Annotated in this window: 14 protein-coding genes; 7 read left to right on the top strand and 7 right to left on the bottom strand. The window is 73.7% G+C overall.

The genetic code is table 11. The annotated features are described in order from the left end of the window. Nucleotides 1-17: 17 nt before the first annotated feature. Nucleotides 18-770, bottom strand: a complete 753-nt coding sequence (locus tag OG393_RS30415; RefSeq protein ID WP_327377895.1) for a GntR family transcriptional regulator — start codon at nt 768-770, stop codon at nt 18-20. A 264-nt stretch (nt 771-1,034) separates the two neighbouring features. Here OG393_RS30415 and OG393_RS30420 point away from each other — a divergent pair, with 264 nt between their 5' ends. From OG393_RS30420 to OG393_RS30440, 5 genes are read left to right on the top strand one after another with little or no spacing between them, the layout of a single operon-like run. After that, the gene (locus OG393_RS30420) at nt 1,035-2,186 is read left to right on the top strand and encodes an ABC transporter substrate-binding protein (protein WP_442817379.1); all 1,152 of its coding nucleotides are present in this window, start codon (nt 1,035-1,037) and stop codon (nt 2,184-2,186) included. Continuing rightward, the gene (locus OG393_RS30425) at nt 2,186-3,085 is read left to right on the top strand and encodes an ABC transporter permease (protein WP_327377896.1); all 900 of its coding nucleotides are present in this window, start codon (nt 2,186-2,188) and stop codon (nt 3,083-3,085) included. The genes OG393_RS30420 and OG393_RS30425 overlap by 1 nt, the downstream gene beginning before the upstream one ends. Next, a complete protein-coding gene (locus OG393_RS30430) occupies nt 3,073-4,077 on the top strand; it encodes an ABC transporter permease (RefSeq protein WP_327377897.1) in 1,005 nt (334 codons plus the stop codon). The genes OG393_RS30425 and OG393_RS30430 overlap by 13 nt, the downstream gene beginning before the upstream one ends. 2 nt (nt 4,078-4,079) lie before the next feature. Then, nucleotides 4,080-5,165, top strand: a complete 1,086-nt coding sequence (locus OG393_RS30435; protein WP_327377898.1) for an ABC transporter ATP-binding protein — start codon at nt 4,080-4,082, stop codon at nt 5,163-5,165. Next, the gene (locus tag OG393_RS30440; RefSeq protein WP_327377899.1) at nt 5,162-5,956 is read left to right on the top strand and encodes an HAD family hydrolase; all 795 of its coding nucleotides are present in this window, start codon (nt 5,162-5,164) and stop codon (nt 5,954-5,956) included. The genes OG393_RS30435 and OG393_RS30440 overlap by 4 nt, the downstream gene beginning before the upstream one ends. A 94-nt stretch (nt 5,957-6,050) precedes the next feature. On the opposite strand, the gene OG393_RS30445 is transcribed toward OG393_RS30440, so the two are convergent. Continuing rightward, nucleotides 6,051-7,388 carry a hypothetical protein gene (locus tag OG393_RS30445; protein WP_327377901.1) on the bottom strand — a complete coding sequence of 446 codons (1,338 nt, stop codon included), beginning with the start codon at nt 7,386-7,388 and terminating at the stop codon, nt 6,051-6,053. 240 nt (nt 7,389-7,628) lie between these two features. Beyond that, entirely contained in the window at nt 7,629-8,174 is a 546-nt protein-coding gene (locus OG393_RS30450; RefSeq protein ID WP_327377902.1) for an EF-hand domain-containing protein, read from the bottom strand. A gap of 294 nt (nt 8,175-8,468) precedes the next feature. Between OG393_RS30450 and OG393_RS30455 the strand changes: the two genes are divergently transcribed. Next, the gene (locus OG393_RS30455; RefSeq protein WP_327377903.1) at nt 8,469-8,768 is read left to right on the top strand and encodes a DUF1876 domain-containing protein; all 300 of its coding nucleotides are present in this window, start codon (nt 8,469-8,471) and stop codon (nt 8,766-8,768) included. 86 nt (nt 8,769-8,854) lie between these two features. Here OG393_RS30455 and OG393_RS30460 read toward each other — a convergent pair whose 3' ends face one another. The 4 genes from OG393_RS30460 to OG393_RS30475 form a co-directional block, all read right to left on the bottom strand. Then, nucleotides 8,855-9,526, bottom strand: a complete 672-nt coding sequence (locus OG393_RS30460) for a CBS domain-containing protein (protein ID WP_327377904.1) — start codon at nt 9,524-9,526, stop codon at nt 8,855-8,857. Between the two features lie 167 nt (nt 9,527-9,693). Further along, entirely contained in the window at nt 9,694-10,938 is a 1,245-nt protein-coding gene (locus OG393_RS30465) for a glycoside hydrolase family 64 protein (protein ID WP_327377905.1), read from the bottom strand. A 407-nt stretch (nt 10,939-11,345) separates the two neighbouring features. Continuing rightward, a complete protein-coding gene (locus OG393_RS30470; protein ID WP_327377906.1) occupies nt 11,346-11,849 on the bottom strand; it encodes an FBP domain-containing protein in 504 nt (167 codons plus the stop codon). A gap of 242 nt (nt 11,850-12,091) precedes the next feature. Then, nucleotides 12,092-13,510 carry a DUF6777 domain-containing protein gene (locus tag OG393_RS30475; protein ID WP_327377907.1) on the bottom strand — a complete coding sequence of 473 codons (1,419 nt, stop codon included), beginning with the start codon at nt 13,508-13,510 and terminating at the stop codon, nt 12,092-12,094. Between the two features lie 85 nt (nt 13,511-13,595). Between OG393_RS30475 and OG393_RS30480 the strand changes: the two genes are divergently transcribed. Continuing rightward, nucleotides 13,596-14,933, top strand: coding sequence for a streptophobe family protein (locus tag OG393_RS30480; protein ID WP_327377908.1), 1,338 nt, complete (start codon nt 13,596-13,598; stop codon nt 14,931-14,933). The last annotated feature ends 6 nt before the right edge of the window (nt 14,934-14,939 follow it).

The following is a 14,939-nucleotide window of genomic DNA, read 5'->3' on the forward strand; positions in this document are numbered from 1 at the left end:
TCGGAGGGTCGGGGCGGTCAGCTCAACAGGGCTCCGGCGTGCCGTTCCAGGGGGGCGGTCCCCACCGAGTTGCTGACGTTGAAGGTGATGCTGCCCGCCCGGTAGCGGTCGTCGGTCCACTCGATGGGGCGCCCGGAGGAGTTGCTGGTCAGGTGGCGCTGGCGCAGGAGCGGGCTGCCGCGCCGAACCCCGAGCAGACGCGCGTCCTCGGTGCCCGCGGGCAGGGCGTCGATCAGGTGTTCGCCGTAGTGGGCGACGATGTCCGCGTCCCTCGCCATCGCGTTCATGATCGACACGCAGTCGTCGGGGAGGGCCTCGACGGCGGCGGCGACCCAGTCGGCGTAGGCCGTGCGTTCCACCATCACCGGTTCGTCGTCGAGGAGGCGCAGCCGCAGCACGTCCAGGATCTCGGCACCCGGGGGAAGGGTGAGTCGTCCCGCCTCCTCCACGGTGGCCGGGCGCCGGACCCGGTGCAGGAAGCGGCTGGTGACCCGGTACCCCATGGTCCTGGCCCACTGGGCGAAGCTGTGCAGGTCGGCGAAACTGTGCGGGCGCGCCTGTCGGAGCACGATGCGGCGCGCTCCCTGCCGCGAGCCGATCAGGCCCTCCGACGCCAGCAGGGTGACGGCCTGGCGCACGGTCCCCCGGGAGGCGGACCAGCGGGCCGCGAGGTCGCTCTCCGAAGGCAGTTGGGCGCCGACGGGATATTCGCCGCCGAGAATCGACTGGCGGAGCCCCGCCGCGATCTCCAGGTAGCGTGCCGCTCCCATGTGATCCCCCTTCGGCGCATGTCCTGTGTGCGATCGGTCGTGGACGGTGGTCGTCCCCGCGTTCACCCTAACCCGCCCGCCGGCCTGCGTCCGCAGCATGGTCGGACGTCAAGTGCAGCCCGTTCACCTGCAGTTCACCACCTCCGGCTCTTCCCGGAGCTGTGTCCTCCCTGTCATTCCCCGTTCATGTCGCGGACAGGGGCCGCAGGCGAACTGAGGGCGTCTTGTTCAGACAAGTTCCACCACTCGCCTCTGGGAGAACCCGTGCACAGAACCTCCGGACGCCGTGCGGCCGTCCTGCTGGGCGCCGCCGTCCTCAGCACCGTCACCGCCTGCGGTGCCGCCCCCGACGACGCGGCCGGTCCGGCCGGCGGCGGCGCCAAGTCCGCCACCGCCACCTCGGCCGCGGACTTCGGGGGGATGGACGCCCTGGTCGAGGCGGCGCAGAAGGAAGGCGCGCTCCACGTGATCGCGCTGCCCCCGGACTGGGCCAACTACGGCGAGCTGATCAAGGCGTTCGAGACGAAGTACAAGATCAAGGTCGAGAGCGAGAACCCGGACGCGTCCAGCGCCGACGAGATCGCCGCCGTCAAGTCCCGCAAGGGCCAGAAGCGCGCCCCGGACGTCCTGGACCTGGGCATCGCCTTTGCGCGCAGCGGAGCCGCGGAGGGCCTGTTCGCCCCTTACCGGGTCGAGGTCTGGGACAAGATCCCCGCCGCCCAGAAGGACGAAGCGGGCCGCTGGTACAACGACTACGGCGGCTACGTCTCCATCGGCTGCGACGCCCGCCGCATCGCCCACTGCCCGCAGACCTTCGCCGACCTCCTCAAGCCCGAGTACAAGGGCAAGGTCGCGCTCAACGGCAACCCGACCAAGTCCGGTTCGGCGTTCGCCGGCGTCTACGCCGCCGCCCTCGCCAACCAGGGTTCCTTCGCGGACATCCAGCCCGGCATCGACTTCTTCGGCAAGCTGAAGCAGAGCGGGAACTTCATCCCCGTCGAGTCGACCCCGGCCACCGTCGAGAAGGGCGAGACGCCCATCAGCATCGACTGGGACTACCTCAACGCCGGCTACGCCGACCAGTTCAAGGACAAGGGCGTCGACTGGAAGGTCGCCGTCCCCACCGACGGCGTCTACGCCCAGTACTACTCCCAGGCCGTCAACAAGGAGGCCCCGCACCCGGCGGCGGCCCGCCTGTGGATGGAGTTCCTCTACAGCCCCGAGGGGCAGAACCTCTGGCTCAAGGGCTACGCACGCCCCGTCCTGCTGCCGGCCATGACCGCCGACGGCACCGTGGACAAGACCTTCACGGCCAAGCTGCCGCAGGTCCCCGGCACCCCCTCCTTCCCCGCCTCCGCCGAACTCGACAAGGCCAAGGCCACCCTCGCCGAGAAGTGGGACAAGGCCGTCTCCTGATGTCCTCCGCATCCCCCACCCCCACGACGGGAACCGCCGGCGGCACCCGCCGCCGGCGGCGCGGCCCCCGCACCTGGCTCGCCGCCCTCCCCCTGCTCGGCTTCACCGGACTGTGCTTCGGACTGCCGCTCGGCGCGCTGCTGTTCGGCGCCGTGACCCGTACCGACCCGGACACCGGCGCCACCGCCCTCACCGGAGAACACCTCAGCCGCTCACTCCAGGGCCCCTACCTGGGGTCCCTGGTCGGCAGCGTCCAGCTCTCCACGCTCACCGCGCTCCTCGCCACGATCCTCGGGGTCTTCTTCGCCCAGGCCGTCGCGACCTCGCGGTCCCGGGCGCTGCGCGATGCCGTCCTCACCGCCTCCGGGGTCCTCGCCAACTTCGGCGGTGTCCCCCTGGCGTTCGCTTTCATCGCCACCCTCGGCATCTCCGGCGTGGTCACCCAGCTCGCCGACCTCACCGACCTCGGCTGGAACCTGTACTCGTTCGGCGGCCTCACCGTCGTCTACCTGTACTTCCTCGTGCCGCTCATGGTCCTGGTGATCCTCCCGGCGATCGACGGCCTGCGGCCCCAGTGGCGCGAGGCGGCGGAGAACGCCGGAGCCGGCGGATGGCAGTACTGGCGCCACGTCGGCATACCCGTCCTCGCCCCCTCGCTGCTGGGCGGCTTCGTCCTCCTCTTCGGCAGCGCCTTCGCCGCCCATGCCACCGCCGCCGCGCTCGTCGGCGGGTCCGTCCCCCTGGTGACCCTCAAGATCGCCGACGCGCTCTCCGGCAACGTCCTCGTCGGCCAGGAGAACGTGGCCCTCGCCCTCGGCCTCGACATGATCCTGATCGCCGGCCTGGTGATGGCGGTCTACCTCCCCCTCCAGCGCAGGAGCGCCCGATGGCTGCGATGACCCCGACCGCACCGGGCTCCGAGGCGGGCGCCACGGCGGGACCCGCCGCACAGGACCCGCCCGACGGCCACCTGCCCGGCCCCCGCCGGACCAGGTCCCGCCGGCCCCGCGCCGCGCTCCGCGTCCGTCGCGGACTCGTCCTGGGGCTCGGGGCCGCCTACTTCCTCGTCCCGCTCGTCGCGTCCTTCGTCTTCACGGTGCACACCCCCGGACAGGGCGTCTCCTTCGACGCGTACACCGCGCTGCTGTCCGCGGACGGATTCGCCGAGAGCCTGCTGCTCTCTCTCGGGCTTGCCGCCGCCACCATCACCCTGGCCCTGCTGCTCGCCGTGCCCGCGCTCGTCGCCGTACGGCTCGGCCCGCCACGCCTGCGCCCCGTCGTCGAGGTGATGTGCACGCTGCCGCTGGTGGTTCCGCCGATCGCGCTGGTCACCGGGATCAGCACCGTGCTGCGATGGGGCCCCGACCATCTGTCGCGCACCCCGCTCTACCAGACCTTCCTGGCGGTCCAGAACGAGGACTTCCCCTTCGTCCTGGTCCTCGCCTACACGGTCATGGCCCTCCCGTTCGTGTACCGCTCCCTGGACGCGGGACTGCGCGCCATCGACGTGCCGACGCTCGTGGAGGCCGCCCGCGGCTGCGGTGCGAGCGTGACGTACGCGCTCCTCCGCGTCATACTGCCGAATCTCCGGTCCTCGCTGGCCGGCGCCGGCTTCCTCACCCTCGCCCTCGTCCTGGGCGAGTTCACCATCGCCTCGATCCTCGGATTCCGGCCGTTCGCGGTGTGGATCGTCTCCATCTCCGGGGCTCATGCCCGGATGTCGGTCGCGGTCTCCCTGCTCAGCCTGGTCATCACCTGGCTCCTCCTGCTCGTGCTGTCCCGGGCGGGCACCGCACCGGCCGGGGCACCCGTCGCAGCCCGCGCGGACCGTCCCGCCCGCCTCCTCCGAGGGTCCTCCCTCGCCTCCCGCACCACCCGCAAGGAGCCCTGACCATGTCCTCCTCAGCCACGGCGGAACGGACGACCGCCACCACCGCCGGCGCCCGCGTCGAATTCCGCGGCCTGCGCCGCGCGTTCGGCGACGCCGTCGCCCTCGACGGGCTCGACCTCACCGTCGAGCCGGGCGAACTCCTGGCCCTGCTGGGCCCGTCCGGCTGTGGCAAGACCACGGCCCTCCGGGTGCTCGCCGGATTCGAACGACCCGACGCGGGCGACGTCCTCGTCGACGGCGCGGACATCACGCACGTGCCCGCCAACCGACGCGACGCGGGCATGGTGTTCCAGTCGTACAGCCTCTTCCCGAACCTCACCGTGCGCGACAACGTCGCCTTCGGCCTGCGGGTCCGCAAGGTCCCGGCCGCCGAGCGTCGCGCACGCGCCGCGGAGCTCCTCGACCTCGTCGGCCTGCCCGAGCACGGCGACCGCTACCCCCACCAGATGTCCGGCGGTCAGCAGCAGCGTGTCGCACTGGCCCGGGCGCTCGCCCTGCGTCCCCGTGTCCTGCTGCTCGACGAGCCGCTGTCCGCGCTCGACGCCAAGGTGCGGCTCAGCCTGCGGGAGGAGATCAGGCGGCTCCAGCTCTCCCTCGGCATCACCACCGTCTTCGTCACCCACGACCAAGAGGAGGCGCTCTCCATGGCGGACCGGGTGGCCGTCCTCAACGCGGGACGGCTGGAGCAGTGCGCCGCCCCGGCCGACCTCTACCGGCGTCCGGCCACGGCCTTCGTCGCCGAATTCGTCGGCACCATGAACCGGCTGCCCGGCAGCGCCGACGGCCCCGCCCACGTGAACGTCCTCGGCGCCCGGCTGCCGGTCGACGGCACCCTGCCGGACACCCCCGACATCGACGTCCTCGTCCGGCCGGAGAACCTCACCGTGACCGAGGACCCGGACGGCGAGGCCGTGGTCGTCTCCCTCTCCTTCTTCGGCGCCGTCAGCCGGGTCCACCTCGACCTGCGCGGCACCGACGTCAAGGCCGACCTCCCCTCCCTGGACGCGGCCGCCCTGCGCCCCGGCGCGCGCGCCGCCGTCACTCCGGCAGCGCAAGCCGTCCTCGCCGTGCCCCGGACGCGGGCGTGACGGCCCCGGCCGCCGTCCTCTTCGACATGGACGGCACACTCGTGGACACCGAGGTCCTGTGGTGGCAGGCCACCGAGGAGATCGCCGCCGCACTCGGCCACCGCCTCACCGACGCCGACGCACCCGAGGTCGTGGGCAGGGCGGTAGAGGACACCGCCGCCCACCTGGTCCGCGTCCGTACCCGTGCCGCCGGACCCGGCGGGGCCACCCCGCCGGACACCGGGCGCGCCCCGGGGCCGTCGACCGCGCCCGCCACGGAGCCCGAGACCGCGCGCGTCGCCGCCGCACTGACCTCGGCCTTCCACGAGCGGGTCGCCCAAGGCGCCCCGCTGCGCCCCGGTGCCGCCCGCCTGCTGGCCGAACTGCGACGGGAGAACATACCGTTCGCGTTGGTGAGCGCCTCGCCCCGGCTGGTCGTGGACACGGTCGTCGACGGCGCGCTCGGCCGGGCCGGGTTCGCCTTCACCCTCTCGGCCGACGACACCGTCCGTACCAAGCCGCACCCCGACCCCTACCTCGCCGCCGCCGCCCGGCTCGGGGTCCCCGCGGCGGCGTGCGTCGCGGTCGAGGACTCCCCGGACGGAGCCGCCTCGGCCGCCTCGGCCGGCTGCGCCGTACTGGTCGTCCCGTCACTGCTGCCCGTGCCCGAGGGGCCGGGACGGCTCTTCGCGGAGAGCCTGACGGACGTCACCCTCGCCGTGCTGCGCCGCCACTCCGAGAGGCCCGCGACGGCGCGTCCGGACGACGGCGCACCGCCCTGTCCGGACGCGCCGCCGCCGGCGGGCGGCTGAACGCAGCGGCGCCCCGCCCTGCGGGCCCGTGATCCGGGTGCGCCCCGCCCGGTGGGCCGGGCAGGGAAGGACGGCCGTCGGAGCGCCCGTCCGGTCAGCCCGTCGGGCGCGACGACGCCTCCCGCTCCTGAGCGGGCGGGGCCTCGGCCGCCTCGTCGGCCTCGTCCAGGAACTCGACGACGGCGAGGAGCCCGAGCGCCCCCAGGGCCAGCCAGAACGTGACCATGCCCGTCGGGTACGTCCACAAGGCGAACGCCACGGCGGCGAGGAGGACGACGCCCCCGTTCAGCCCGTTCTTGTGACGGTGTACCCAGCCGCCGACGGGTCCTGTGGACAGGCCCGCCGCGCCGCGGACGGCGCCGATCCCGGACCGCCACATCTCCCGCGCCCTGACGGCCCACTTCGACGGTCCGCTCAGCCAGGCGCCGAGGGCGACGATCGCGCCCAGCGTGACGACGGTACGCACACCGGCCCGGAGGAAGCGGATCAGCGCGTCGTACACCGATTCCGCGGCGGCCGGGTCGACCGAGGCGGGCAGGGCGTCCAGATAGAAGGTGCGCCCCACGGTGAGCGCGATGCCGAGCATGCCCACGGCGACCGCGACGGCGAGTGCGGTGGTGACGACCGCGCGGCGCCGGCGGGCCGCGAGCCAGACGCCACCGGCGGCGAGCAGGACGGTGGCGACGGGCAGCCAGACTCCCAGGACGTCCAGCAGCCGGGCAGCGGTCTTGATCGTCCCGACCTGGTCGGACGTCATCACCGTGAACTCCGTGTGCACTTCGGGGATCTTGGACGCCACCGTCAGGCCGCTGTCGACGAGCCGTTGCTTGACCTGGTCCACGACCGGGCCGAGGTCGATGACGACCTTGTCGCCCTGCAGCTGCACCGCGCCGTCCCCGCTGCCTGTGAGGGCCTTGTCGATCGCCTGATGGGCGCGGCGGTTCACATCGGTCCACACCGTGGCGAAGGCGTCGCTGGAGACGAACCTGGACGTGACGGACTCCACCAGGCCCCGCAGCGCACTGGTCAGGGGTCCTTGGAGCGTGCCCAGCAGGGCGTCCAGCCGGGGCCGGTCCGCCGGGGCCACCTCTTCGAGCAGGAGGGACACGTCCACGTGCTCCATGACGACGTCGGTGACACGGTTCGTGAGGGCCGCCTGCACGTCGGGGTCCGAGGCGAGCGGCGCCACCGTGGCGACGTAACGGTCGGTGTCACCCACGATGCTGTTGGTCCACACGGCGACGACGCTCAGCGGGGCCAGGATCACCGCCAGCGTGATGAGGACGGCCGACAAGGCCGAGCGCACCCGGTGTCGCCGCCTCGGAGCGGCGGAATCCACCTCGAGCGCCGCGATCCGGTCCCGCAGCTCCGTCAGTTCCGCTCTCTCGGAGGGAGACAGCGGACCGTTCCCCGTCCCGTCGGCTTGGCTCATGTGGTGTCCCTACGTGTCCCGGGAGCGCCCGGATGCAGTGGAACCAGCTAAAGCCCGCCGTCCCGCCCCCGCCATTCGGCATGGTGCGTCTCGGGGACGGCCGTACGGGGGCCGCGGTCCGCCGGGGTGCGCGCCCCCGGGTTCCCGCTCGTGGGGAGGGCGCGCGGGGGCGACGTGGACCAGGCCGCGGGCTGCGGCGGCCCGCCAGGCTCTGAGGCTGAGCCGAGAGCCTGCCGGGCCTCAGCGGACGCCGAGGAAGATGCCGCCGGGGGTGTCCAGGTTGTCGTTGTTGATGTGGAACGCCCGCAGCGAGCGGGCGATCTCGCGCTGCGAGAGGAAGGTGTCGCGGTCCAGGTCGAGCCGGCGGAAGGCGGGCGGTCCGAGCTCGTCGGAGACGTCCCACAGCGCGAGGTACGCGGCGAACTCGGCCTCGTCGACGCGTTGGTCGCCGTCGGTGTCCAGGATGCGGAAGATCGCTTTCGCGAGACGGTCCAGGACGTTCGGCCCGTCCTCCGCGTAGCCGGCCGACCGGTGCGCCGCGACGAACTCCCCCTCCGAGAGACGGTCGCCGCCGGGCCGGCCCCGGGCCAGCAGCCCGAGCCACAGCTCCCAGTACGCCCGCTCCAGTGCCTCGATCCGGGCGTCCGTGGCCGCCAGCCCGTAGCCCGCCGCGTAACGGGCCACGATCGTCAGATGGTCGGACCAGGTGACGAAACCGTCCCGGTCACCGTCCAGAGCGTCGAAGAGCCGTCGGAGCCTACGGGAGATCGGATCGGGTCCTGCCATGCTGCCCTGGTCCTTCCGCGGAGACGGCCGTGTGCGTGGCGCGGCCCCGCCCCCCGGCATCGGGGCCGTGGCCGCTTCGGCCTGTGAGACGCGAGGCCGCTCCCCGGGGTTCACTCGCCCCGCCGATCAGGTCCGCACGGCACCCGGCCCGTGCGCCCCTGGCCGTGCCGGCGGGGCGTGACCCTGCTCCTTCGAGCATCCGTCGCCGCGCGCCCACGGGCCCGGAGACGGATGCTTGAAGGAGCAGGGTCACGTCGCGGTTCTGCGTGGCCCGACGGTGCGAGGAGGCAGACCATGACACGGAACCTCGAGTGGAAGGTCGGCCTGGAACTGACCGAGGACAACGGCAGGACGAAGGCCGAGGCCCACCTGGACACCGGCACGGCCCACCTGACCGGCCGCGGCAGCGCCCGTTGCAACCCCTCGGACGTGGACGTCCCGGCGATCGGCGACGAACTCGCCGCGGGCCGCGCCATGAAGGACCTGGCCGGCAAGCTCATGCGCGAGGCCGACCGCGAGATGGAGGCCGCGGGCGCCGGGACGGTCCCGCAGCACACGGGGCCCGGATACGGCTGGCCCGAGGCTGTCTCGTAGATCCGATGGCTCCCTCCTTTCCGGCGCTGCCCGCGCGGCACCGCCCGGGAGCCCCCGTGACGCGGCGGGCCGGGACGCGGGAACCGTCAGGACGGGGCCGGGTGCACCGGGCCGGAACCGGCGAGCGGCCCTGTTCCCGGCCGCTCCCCGGACCCGCTCGCGGGCGCCGCCGCGTCCTCGTACGTCAGGCGGTCGACGACCTCCACCACCCCGTCCACGCTCTCGCAGAGCCGCACGAAGACCGGAGCCGCGCCGGCCCGTTCCAGGGTCCCGCTCAGTGTGACCCGTCCCTCGTCGACGTCGACGTGGAGCGACGCGGGGGACAGCCCGAGGATGCGGGTGACCACATCCTCCAGGATCTCCTCCTGGATCGCGCGGTCACGCCGAAGGAACAGCTGGAGCAGGTCGCTCCGGCTGAGCACCCCGATCAGCTGTCCGCCGGAGTCCACCACCGGCAGTCGCTTGACGCGGTGCCGCTCCATGAGCCGCACGGCCTCGACCGCAGTCCACGAGGGCCTGGCCACCACCACGGGGCTACTCATCATCGCCTCCGCCGTACTGGGGCCCTCCTTCGCGGTGTGCCGGCGCAGCAGATCGGCCTCGGAGACCACCCCCACGGGCCGATTGGCCTCGTCCACCACCGGTACGGCGGTGATCCCGTACTCGTCGAGCAGCCGCGCGATCTCCTTGAAGGACGTCCCGGGCTGCACGGCCACCGCGGTGGGAGTCATCAGATCGGCCACACTGCGGTTCCTCATGCGCTGTCACGTCCCTTCTCGGCTCTTTTGCCCATGATCCCTCACGTGGAGCTCGGCACCCGCGCGACGGGCGGGTGCCGGACCGGGGCGTCTCCGGGACCGGTGGCGGCGCGGGGGAGCACGGCGCGCCCGGACGCGGTCGCGGGTCGCCGCGTCCGGGCGGCCCGTCAGTCGAACGGGTCGAGCGTGAGGTACGCGCGCTGCGGAGCCCCGTCGTGGACCAGCGACTCGTGTGCGCCGACGTCGTCGAAGGCGAAGCCGTACGCCTTGCCGTCGGCCATCCGCGCGTGGATCTCCTTCGCGTACTGGTTGGTCACGGCGTCCTGGTAGAAGCCGGCCGCAGAAGAGTCCGGCTGCCGGGGGTTGGTCAGCAGCGTGGAACGGTTGAAGCCCGCGCACAGCGTGCGCGAGAGCGGGCCGCGCACCTGGTCGTTGGGTGCGTCGAGCAGCTTGTAGCAGCCGAAGACACTGTCCGAGTCCGGCTTCCGGAAGGAGGTGACGACGGCGCCCGAGCCGTCGGTGAAGTTCATGACGCCGCCGGAGACCCGGCCGTAGTACTTCACGGCCGGCCGGTCCTTGAAGGGGGTCACGGTCAGCGTCGTGCCCGCGTACCGGGCCCAGACGCGGTCGATGTAGTCGTCCATCACGTTCGGCGGGAGCGCTCCGGCCTCGATGCCGTGGCCCGGCGCCAGGGCCCGCAGGACCGTGCCGTCGGCGCGGGTCTGGACGAGGCCGGCCCAGCCGCCGGGCCGGGCGCGCAGCGCGTCGAAGAACCCGCGGTAGCCGCCGGGCCGGAGCCGTCCGGTGGTGGCCACGCTGCCGTCGGGGCGTCGGACGCCCACGGCGTACGGGGCGGAGAACATGTCGACCTGGGTGCTGTTGATCCACAGGCCGGCGTCGTTGAGGGTGTACTCCGACCAGTTGAAGAGGATGGAGCGGTTGGGGTCGCTCGGGTTCTGTATCGCCGGCTGCACCAGGCCGCCGGTCGCGACCTTGAGGGCGAGCTTCTGTCCGTAACTGAAGTAGATCCGGCCGGAGAACTTCGGCATGCGGATCGTCACGGACCGGCCTCGGGCGGGCCCGGGGAGGGCGGCGTCGGGTGCGGGTACGGGTACGGAGCCGCCGGCGGGCCAGGGGTGGAAGGTGCCGTCCGCGTCCGCCCAGCCCTGTCGGCCGGTCGAGAGCTCGGTACCCAGGTTGTACACGTAGACCTGGTCGTCGCGGCCGGAGTCGTTCGTGATGGTGAGCGGGATCGAGGCGGGAACCGCGGTGGCGGCGTCGGCGGCCCCGGGCTCCACGGTGCCTGCCTGGACGGTGGGGGACGGCCCGGCGACGGTCAGCGTGACACCGGTGACCGCGGCCAGGGCGAGCGGGACGACGAGCGTGAGCCTGCGGCGGTGGGGGGAGGGCATGAGGGCTCCTCGGAGTGGGGAATCCGTGCGGGAGGGTCGTGTTTCGGGCAGGGCGGCCCAGAAACCCTCTGAGAGCGCTCTCAGGATGGGGAGAGGGGAATGCGCCTGTCAATGGTTCGGGAGCCTTCCGCGTTCCTGCGGCGCTCGGCCGTGACGGCGCAACAGCCGTCACGGCGCGGCGACTCGGACGAGGCACGGCGACGTCGGACAGCGCGCGGGAGCGGCCGCCCGTTTCCGCCCTGCCCGTTCCCGTGCCGCCCGTCCGGTGGCCGGCCCGGCCGGTCCGTCGCCTCGGCCTTCCACGATCCCTGGCGGGCCCGGTGGCCCCCCCGTGATCCGGTCCCGTCGGCGGGGCGGAGTGACCGGCCCGGGTGCGGTATCCGGAAGGTCCGGGCGATGCCGGGACCTCAGCCCGCCGCCACCTTGTCCACGAAGGCGTTGAGGTGGGTCGTCGTGCGGGCGATCCGCTCGTCGACGGTGAGGGACTCCTCCTGGCGCCCCGCGCGCAGTCTGGGCTGCCGCTTGCCCCGGATGTAGAGGGAACAGGCCAGATCGGCGCAGATATACGTGCCGACGGTGTTCCCCTCGCGGCCCCGCGCGCCCGCCAGCGGCGCCGCCAGGAGGGTCACTCCCGAGGAAGCGTGGCCTGTCAGGCATATCTGGCAGAGGCTGGACTTCACCGCGCTGGTGCGCCCGGCGGCCGGTACCCGCAGGCTGATCCCGAGGGGGCCGTCCTCACGCGGCAGCACCAGGTGGGCGCGCAGAGGCGCCCCCGGATCGACCCAGCCGAGGAAGTCCAGGTCCTGCCAGGGAAGCGTGGCGAAGTCCAGAGGGAGTCGGAGTCTGCTCGCCTCGCCCTTCGTGCAGTTCACGAACGACGAGCGGATCTGTTGGTCGGAGAGAGGTTCCACTCGCTGCACCGTACACACGGCCCCCGGCGACGGCACCCGGATATTCCCGGCGTCGTCCTGCGCCTGTGGGAGCACCGGCCGACGGCGCGTCGCGGCGGCCGGACCGCGCACGGCCACCCGCGCCCGTGTGTGCGTCCGCCGTCGCACGCGTGTCCGCTCCGTCGCGGCGCCCGGGGGCCGGGCGTCGGCCGCACCGGCTGCCGGGCCGCGACGCCCCGGTGCGGCACACCGTCAGGGCGCGCTCACAGCACCGGCCGGGGGCCCGGCGGGAACCCGGCCTCCGTCGGCGCTTCCGCGCCGAGGGTGCCCGGGGAACTGCCGCCCTGCCGCGTGCCGCCGCCCGAGGCGGACCCGCCCGTCGTGCCGTCCGTGACGGTTCCCTCGGTCCCCGGCAGCGACTGCGGCGCGGGCGACGCGGGGGAATCCGAGTCCGGTGGCGGCTGCGGCGGTTCCGGTGAGACCGGCGAGGCGGGTGAGACGGGAGAGCGCGGAGTGCTGGGCGAGGAGGTGGATTTCGACGGGCAGGGGGTCGGGGTGACCGTGCCCCGGGGCTTCGGGGTCTCCGTGCCGGTGATCGTCACGCACGGCACCGGAGAGGACGGGGAGGTCGAACCGGAGTCCGACACGGAGGGCGACGGCGGTGCCGTCGGGGGAGTGGTGTGCTTGTCCTTGCCGCCCGTGTCACCCGGCTCGCGGGTGAACCAGTCGCCGTCGGAGGGGTCGAACACGACGAACACGTTCACCACCGTCACCGACGGTGCCACCACGACGACCTGCGCGGGCTGGTATCCGGGCCAGGCCGCTCCGGTGGTCTTCGGCGACTTCTGGGCGACGGGCGGGGTCAGCGGGTTCCCGCAGGCGCAGCGGACCCGGGGCACCCCGCGGTCGTCGACGAGCACCGCCGTACCGGCCTGGAGCACGGACTGGTACGCGGTGGCGGTGCCGTCCCGGAAGCCGTGGTTCGTCACCCGGGTGTCGACCCGGAGCTGGAGCGGCGTCAAGGAACGCAGATATCCCGGCACCTCGTTCGCGGAGATGCCGAGGACCGAGGCGAAGGACGCGTTCTGCGCGGGCGCGGCGGTCAGGAAGCGCACCTGCTGTTCCACGTCACAGCTCGCGGCGTTCCTGGTACCGCCGTACAGTCCCGGCGCCGCACCGGAGACGCTGCGCGTCGCGTTGGCGTCCGCCGACCCGGTGGGGCTGGGCAGCGTGGCCGCCGAGGGGGAGGCGTCGGGCGCGCGGGCCGTCGAGGGGGTGAACGGGTCGGGGCCGGTGGCGGAGGCGTTCTGGAGGAACACCTCGCCGCCGCCGGAGGCACTGCCGCCGCCCCCGTTGCCGTCCGGACGGGTCAGTACGACGACCAAGGCGACGGCGGCGACCAGCGCGGCCGCGATCGAGGCGACCTTCGGGACGGAGCGCCACCAGGGCCGCCCGCCTCCTCCGTCCCCGGAACCACCCGCGCCCGCACCGGGGCCACTCGCCCCGCCGGACGAGCCGTCCCCGCCGCCGGGCCCTCCTCCCCCGCCGGACCCGCCGCCCGGCCGGTCCGGCGGGGGAGGAGGGCCGGCCGAGCCCGGCGACGTGCTCGGGCCCGAGAGGGGGCCGGAGGGAGGGCCTGCGGGGGGAACCGAGGGGCGGCCGGACGGCGGGTGGGAAGTCACGTTTTTTCCCTTTCTTCCGTACCCGGCCCATTGTGTGCGCGGGACGGGTGCCGCCCGCAAGCGGACCGCGGCCGTCGGCATTAGCGTGAGCCGGGTGAACCGTCAGGTCCCCACCCCGCCCCGCCCGCCGGGCGGCGCGCACCTGGCCCGCCCGGCGGCCCAGGTGCTGGCCGCGGTCCTCGCGGGCTTCCTCGCCATGGCCGTCGTCGCCGCGCTCGGTCTGTGGGCCGCCGGAGCCGCCGATCTGCCCGGCGGCTTCGTCAACGTGGTCGCCGCCGTCGTCGTCATGGCGGTCGGCGGCCAGGTCGAACTCTCCGGGGACGCCGGCGCGCTCGCCGGCACCGACGTGGAGATCACCGCGATGCCGCTCACCGTCACCCTGGTGGGCGCACTCGTCACGGGATACTGCTTCCTGCGCCCCCTGCGGCACCACGCCGTCGCCCGCCCCGGCGAACTCCTCGGCCGTGCCGCCGCCGTGGTGGTGCTCTGGCTGGCCGCGCTCGCCGGACTGTCCGCCCTGGCCGGTCACGACTTCCCCCTCACCTTCTCCGGCGGTGACCGGATCGAGGGGCTGCCCGACATCTTCGGCCTTCTTCTCGACGCGGCGAACCCGACCGTGGGCTTCCGTACCGCACTCGGCCCGACCCTCCTCTTCGGCCTCCTGTGGATCCTCGGCGTCCTGCTCATCGCGCTGCTGGTCTCCCGCCGGACGCCTCTGCCACCGCGGTTCCTGCGGTACCGGGAACCGGTGCGCCCGGCGGCCTCGGCCATGCTGCTGCTGGTCCTCGGCTACGTCGTCATCGGCCTCGGTACCGGCGTGGTCGTCGCGGCCACCCAGGGGCACGCGGCGGAGACCCTCGCCGTGTTGCTGCTCGGGCTGCCCAACGTCGTCTGGCTCGCCCTCGGCGTCGGCATCGGGGGCGCCTGGGACGGCCGGGTGGACGGCCCGTTCGGACTGCCCATGCCCCCGATCCTCGACGCTGTGCTGCGAGGCCCGGACACCTCCGAACTGTCCACCGTGGACCTCTCCTCGCTCACCTCGTACGACGCCCGGGCCTGGTGGCTCCTCCCCGTCGCCGCGGTGCTCGTCCTCGTCGCGGCCTTCGTCGCGGCCGTACGTTCCCCGGCACGCTTCCGGCCCTGGCAGCACGCCGTGCACTTCGCGATCGCCTTCGCCCTCACCATGCTGGTCGTCACGCCGATCACGCTCGTGGAGGCGAAGGTCGGCCTCTCCGTCCTCGGGATCGGGGACCTCGGCGGCCTCGGAGGTGAGGTCGTACTCCGCCCGCGGGTGTGGCGCACCGCCGGTCTGGCCCTGCTCTGGGGCGCTGTCGCCGGATTCCTCGGCGGCCTGCTCGCCACCGGCGTCGACCGCCACGGCGAGGTCGGGGCGGGGCCCCCTCCGCCCGGCCGGCGACGCTGAGCGCGC

It is taken from the genome of Streptomyces sp. NBC_01216 (assembly GCF_035994945.1).
In the GTDB taxonomy this organism is placed as follows: Bacteria; Actinomycetota; Actinomycetes; order Streptomycetales; family Streptomycetaceae; genus Streptomyces.

Coding starts and splice junctions, on each gene's coding strand:
- OG393_RS30415 (WP_327377895.1), bottom strand. CDS start 770: ATGGGAGCGGCACGCTACCTGGAGATCGCGGCGGGGCTCCGCCAGTCG.
- OG393_RS30425 (WP_327377896.1), top strand. CDS start 2,186: ATGTCCTCCGCATCCCCCACCCCCACGACGGGAACCGCCGGCGGCACC.
- OG393_RS30430 (WP_327377897.1), top strand. CDS start 3,073: ATGGCTGCGATGACCCCGACCGCACCGGGCTCCGAGGCGGGCGCCACG.
- OG393_RS30435 (WP_327377898.1), top strand. CDS start 4,080: ATGTCCTCCTCAGCCACGGCGGAACGGACGACCGCCACCACCGCCGGC.
- OG393_RS30445 (WP_327377901.1), bottom strand. CDS start 7,388: ATGAGCCAAGCCGACGGGACGGGGAACGGTCCGCTGTCTCCCTCCGAG.
- OG393_RS30450 (WP_327377902.1), bottom strand. CDS start 8,174: ATGGCAGGACCCGATCCGATCTCCCGTAGGCTCCGACGGCTCTTCGAC.
- OG393_RS30455 (WP_327377903.1), top strand. CDS start 8,469: ATGACACGGAACCTCGAGTGGAAGGTCGGCCTGGAACTGACCGAGGAC.
- OG393_RS30460 (WP_327377904.1), bottom strand. CDS start 9,526: ATGAGGAACCGCAGTGTGGCCGATCTGATGACTCCCACCGCGGTGGCC.
- OG393_RS30465 (WP_327377905.1), bottom strand. CDS start 10,938: ATGCCCTCCCCCCACCGCCGCAGGCTCACGCTCGTCGTCCCGCTCGCC.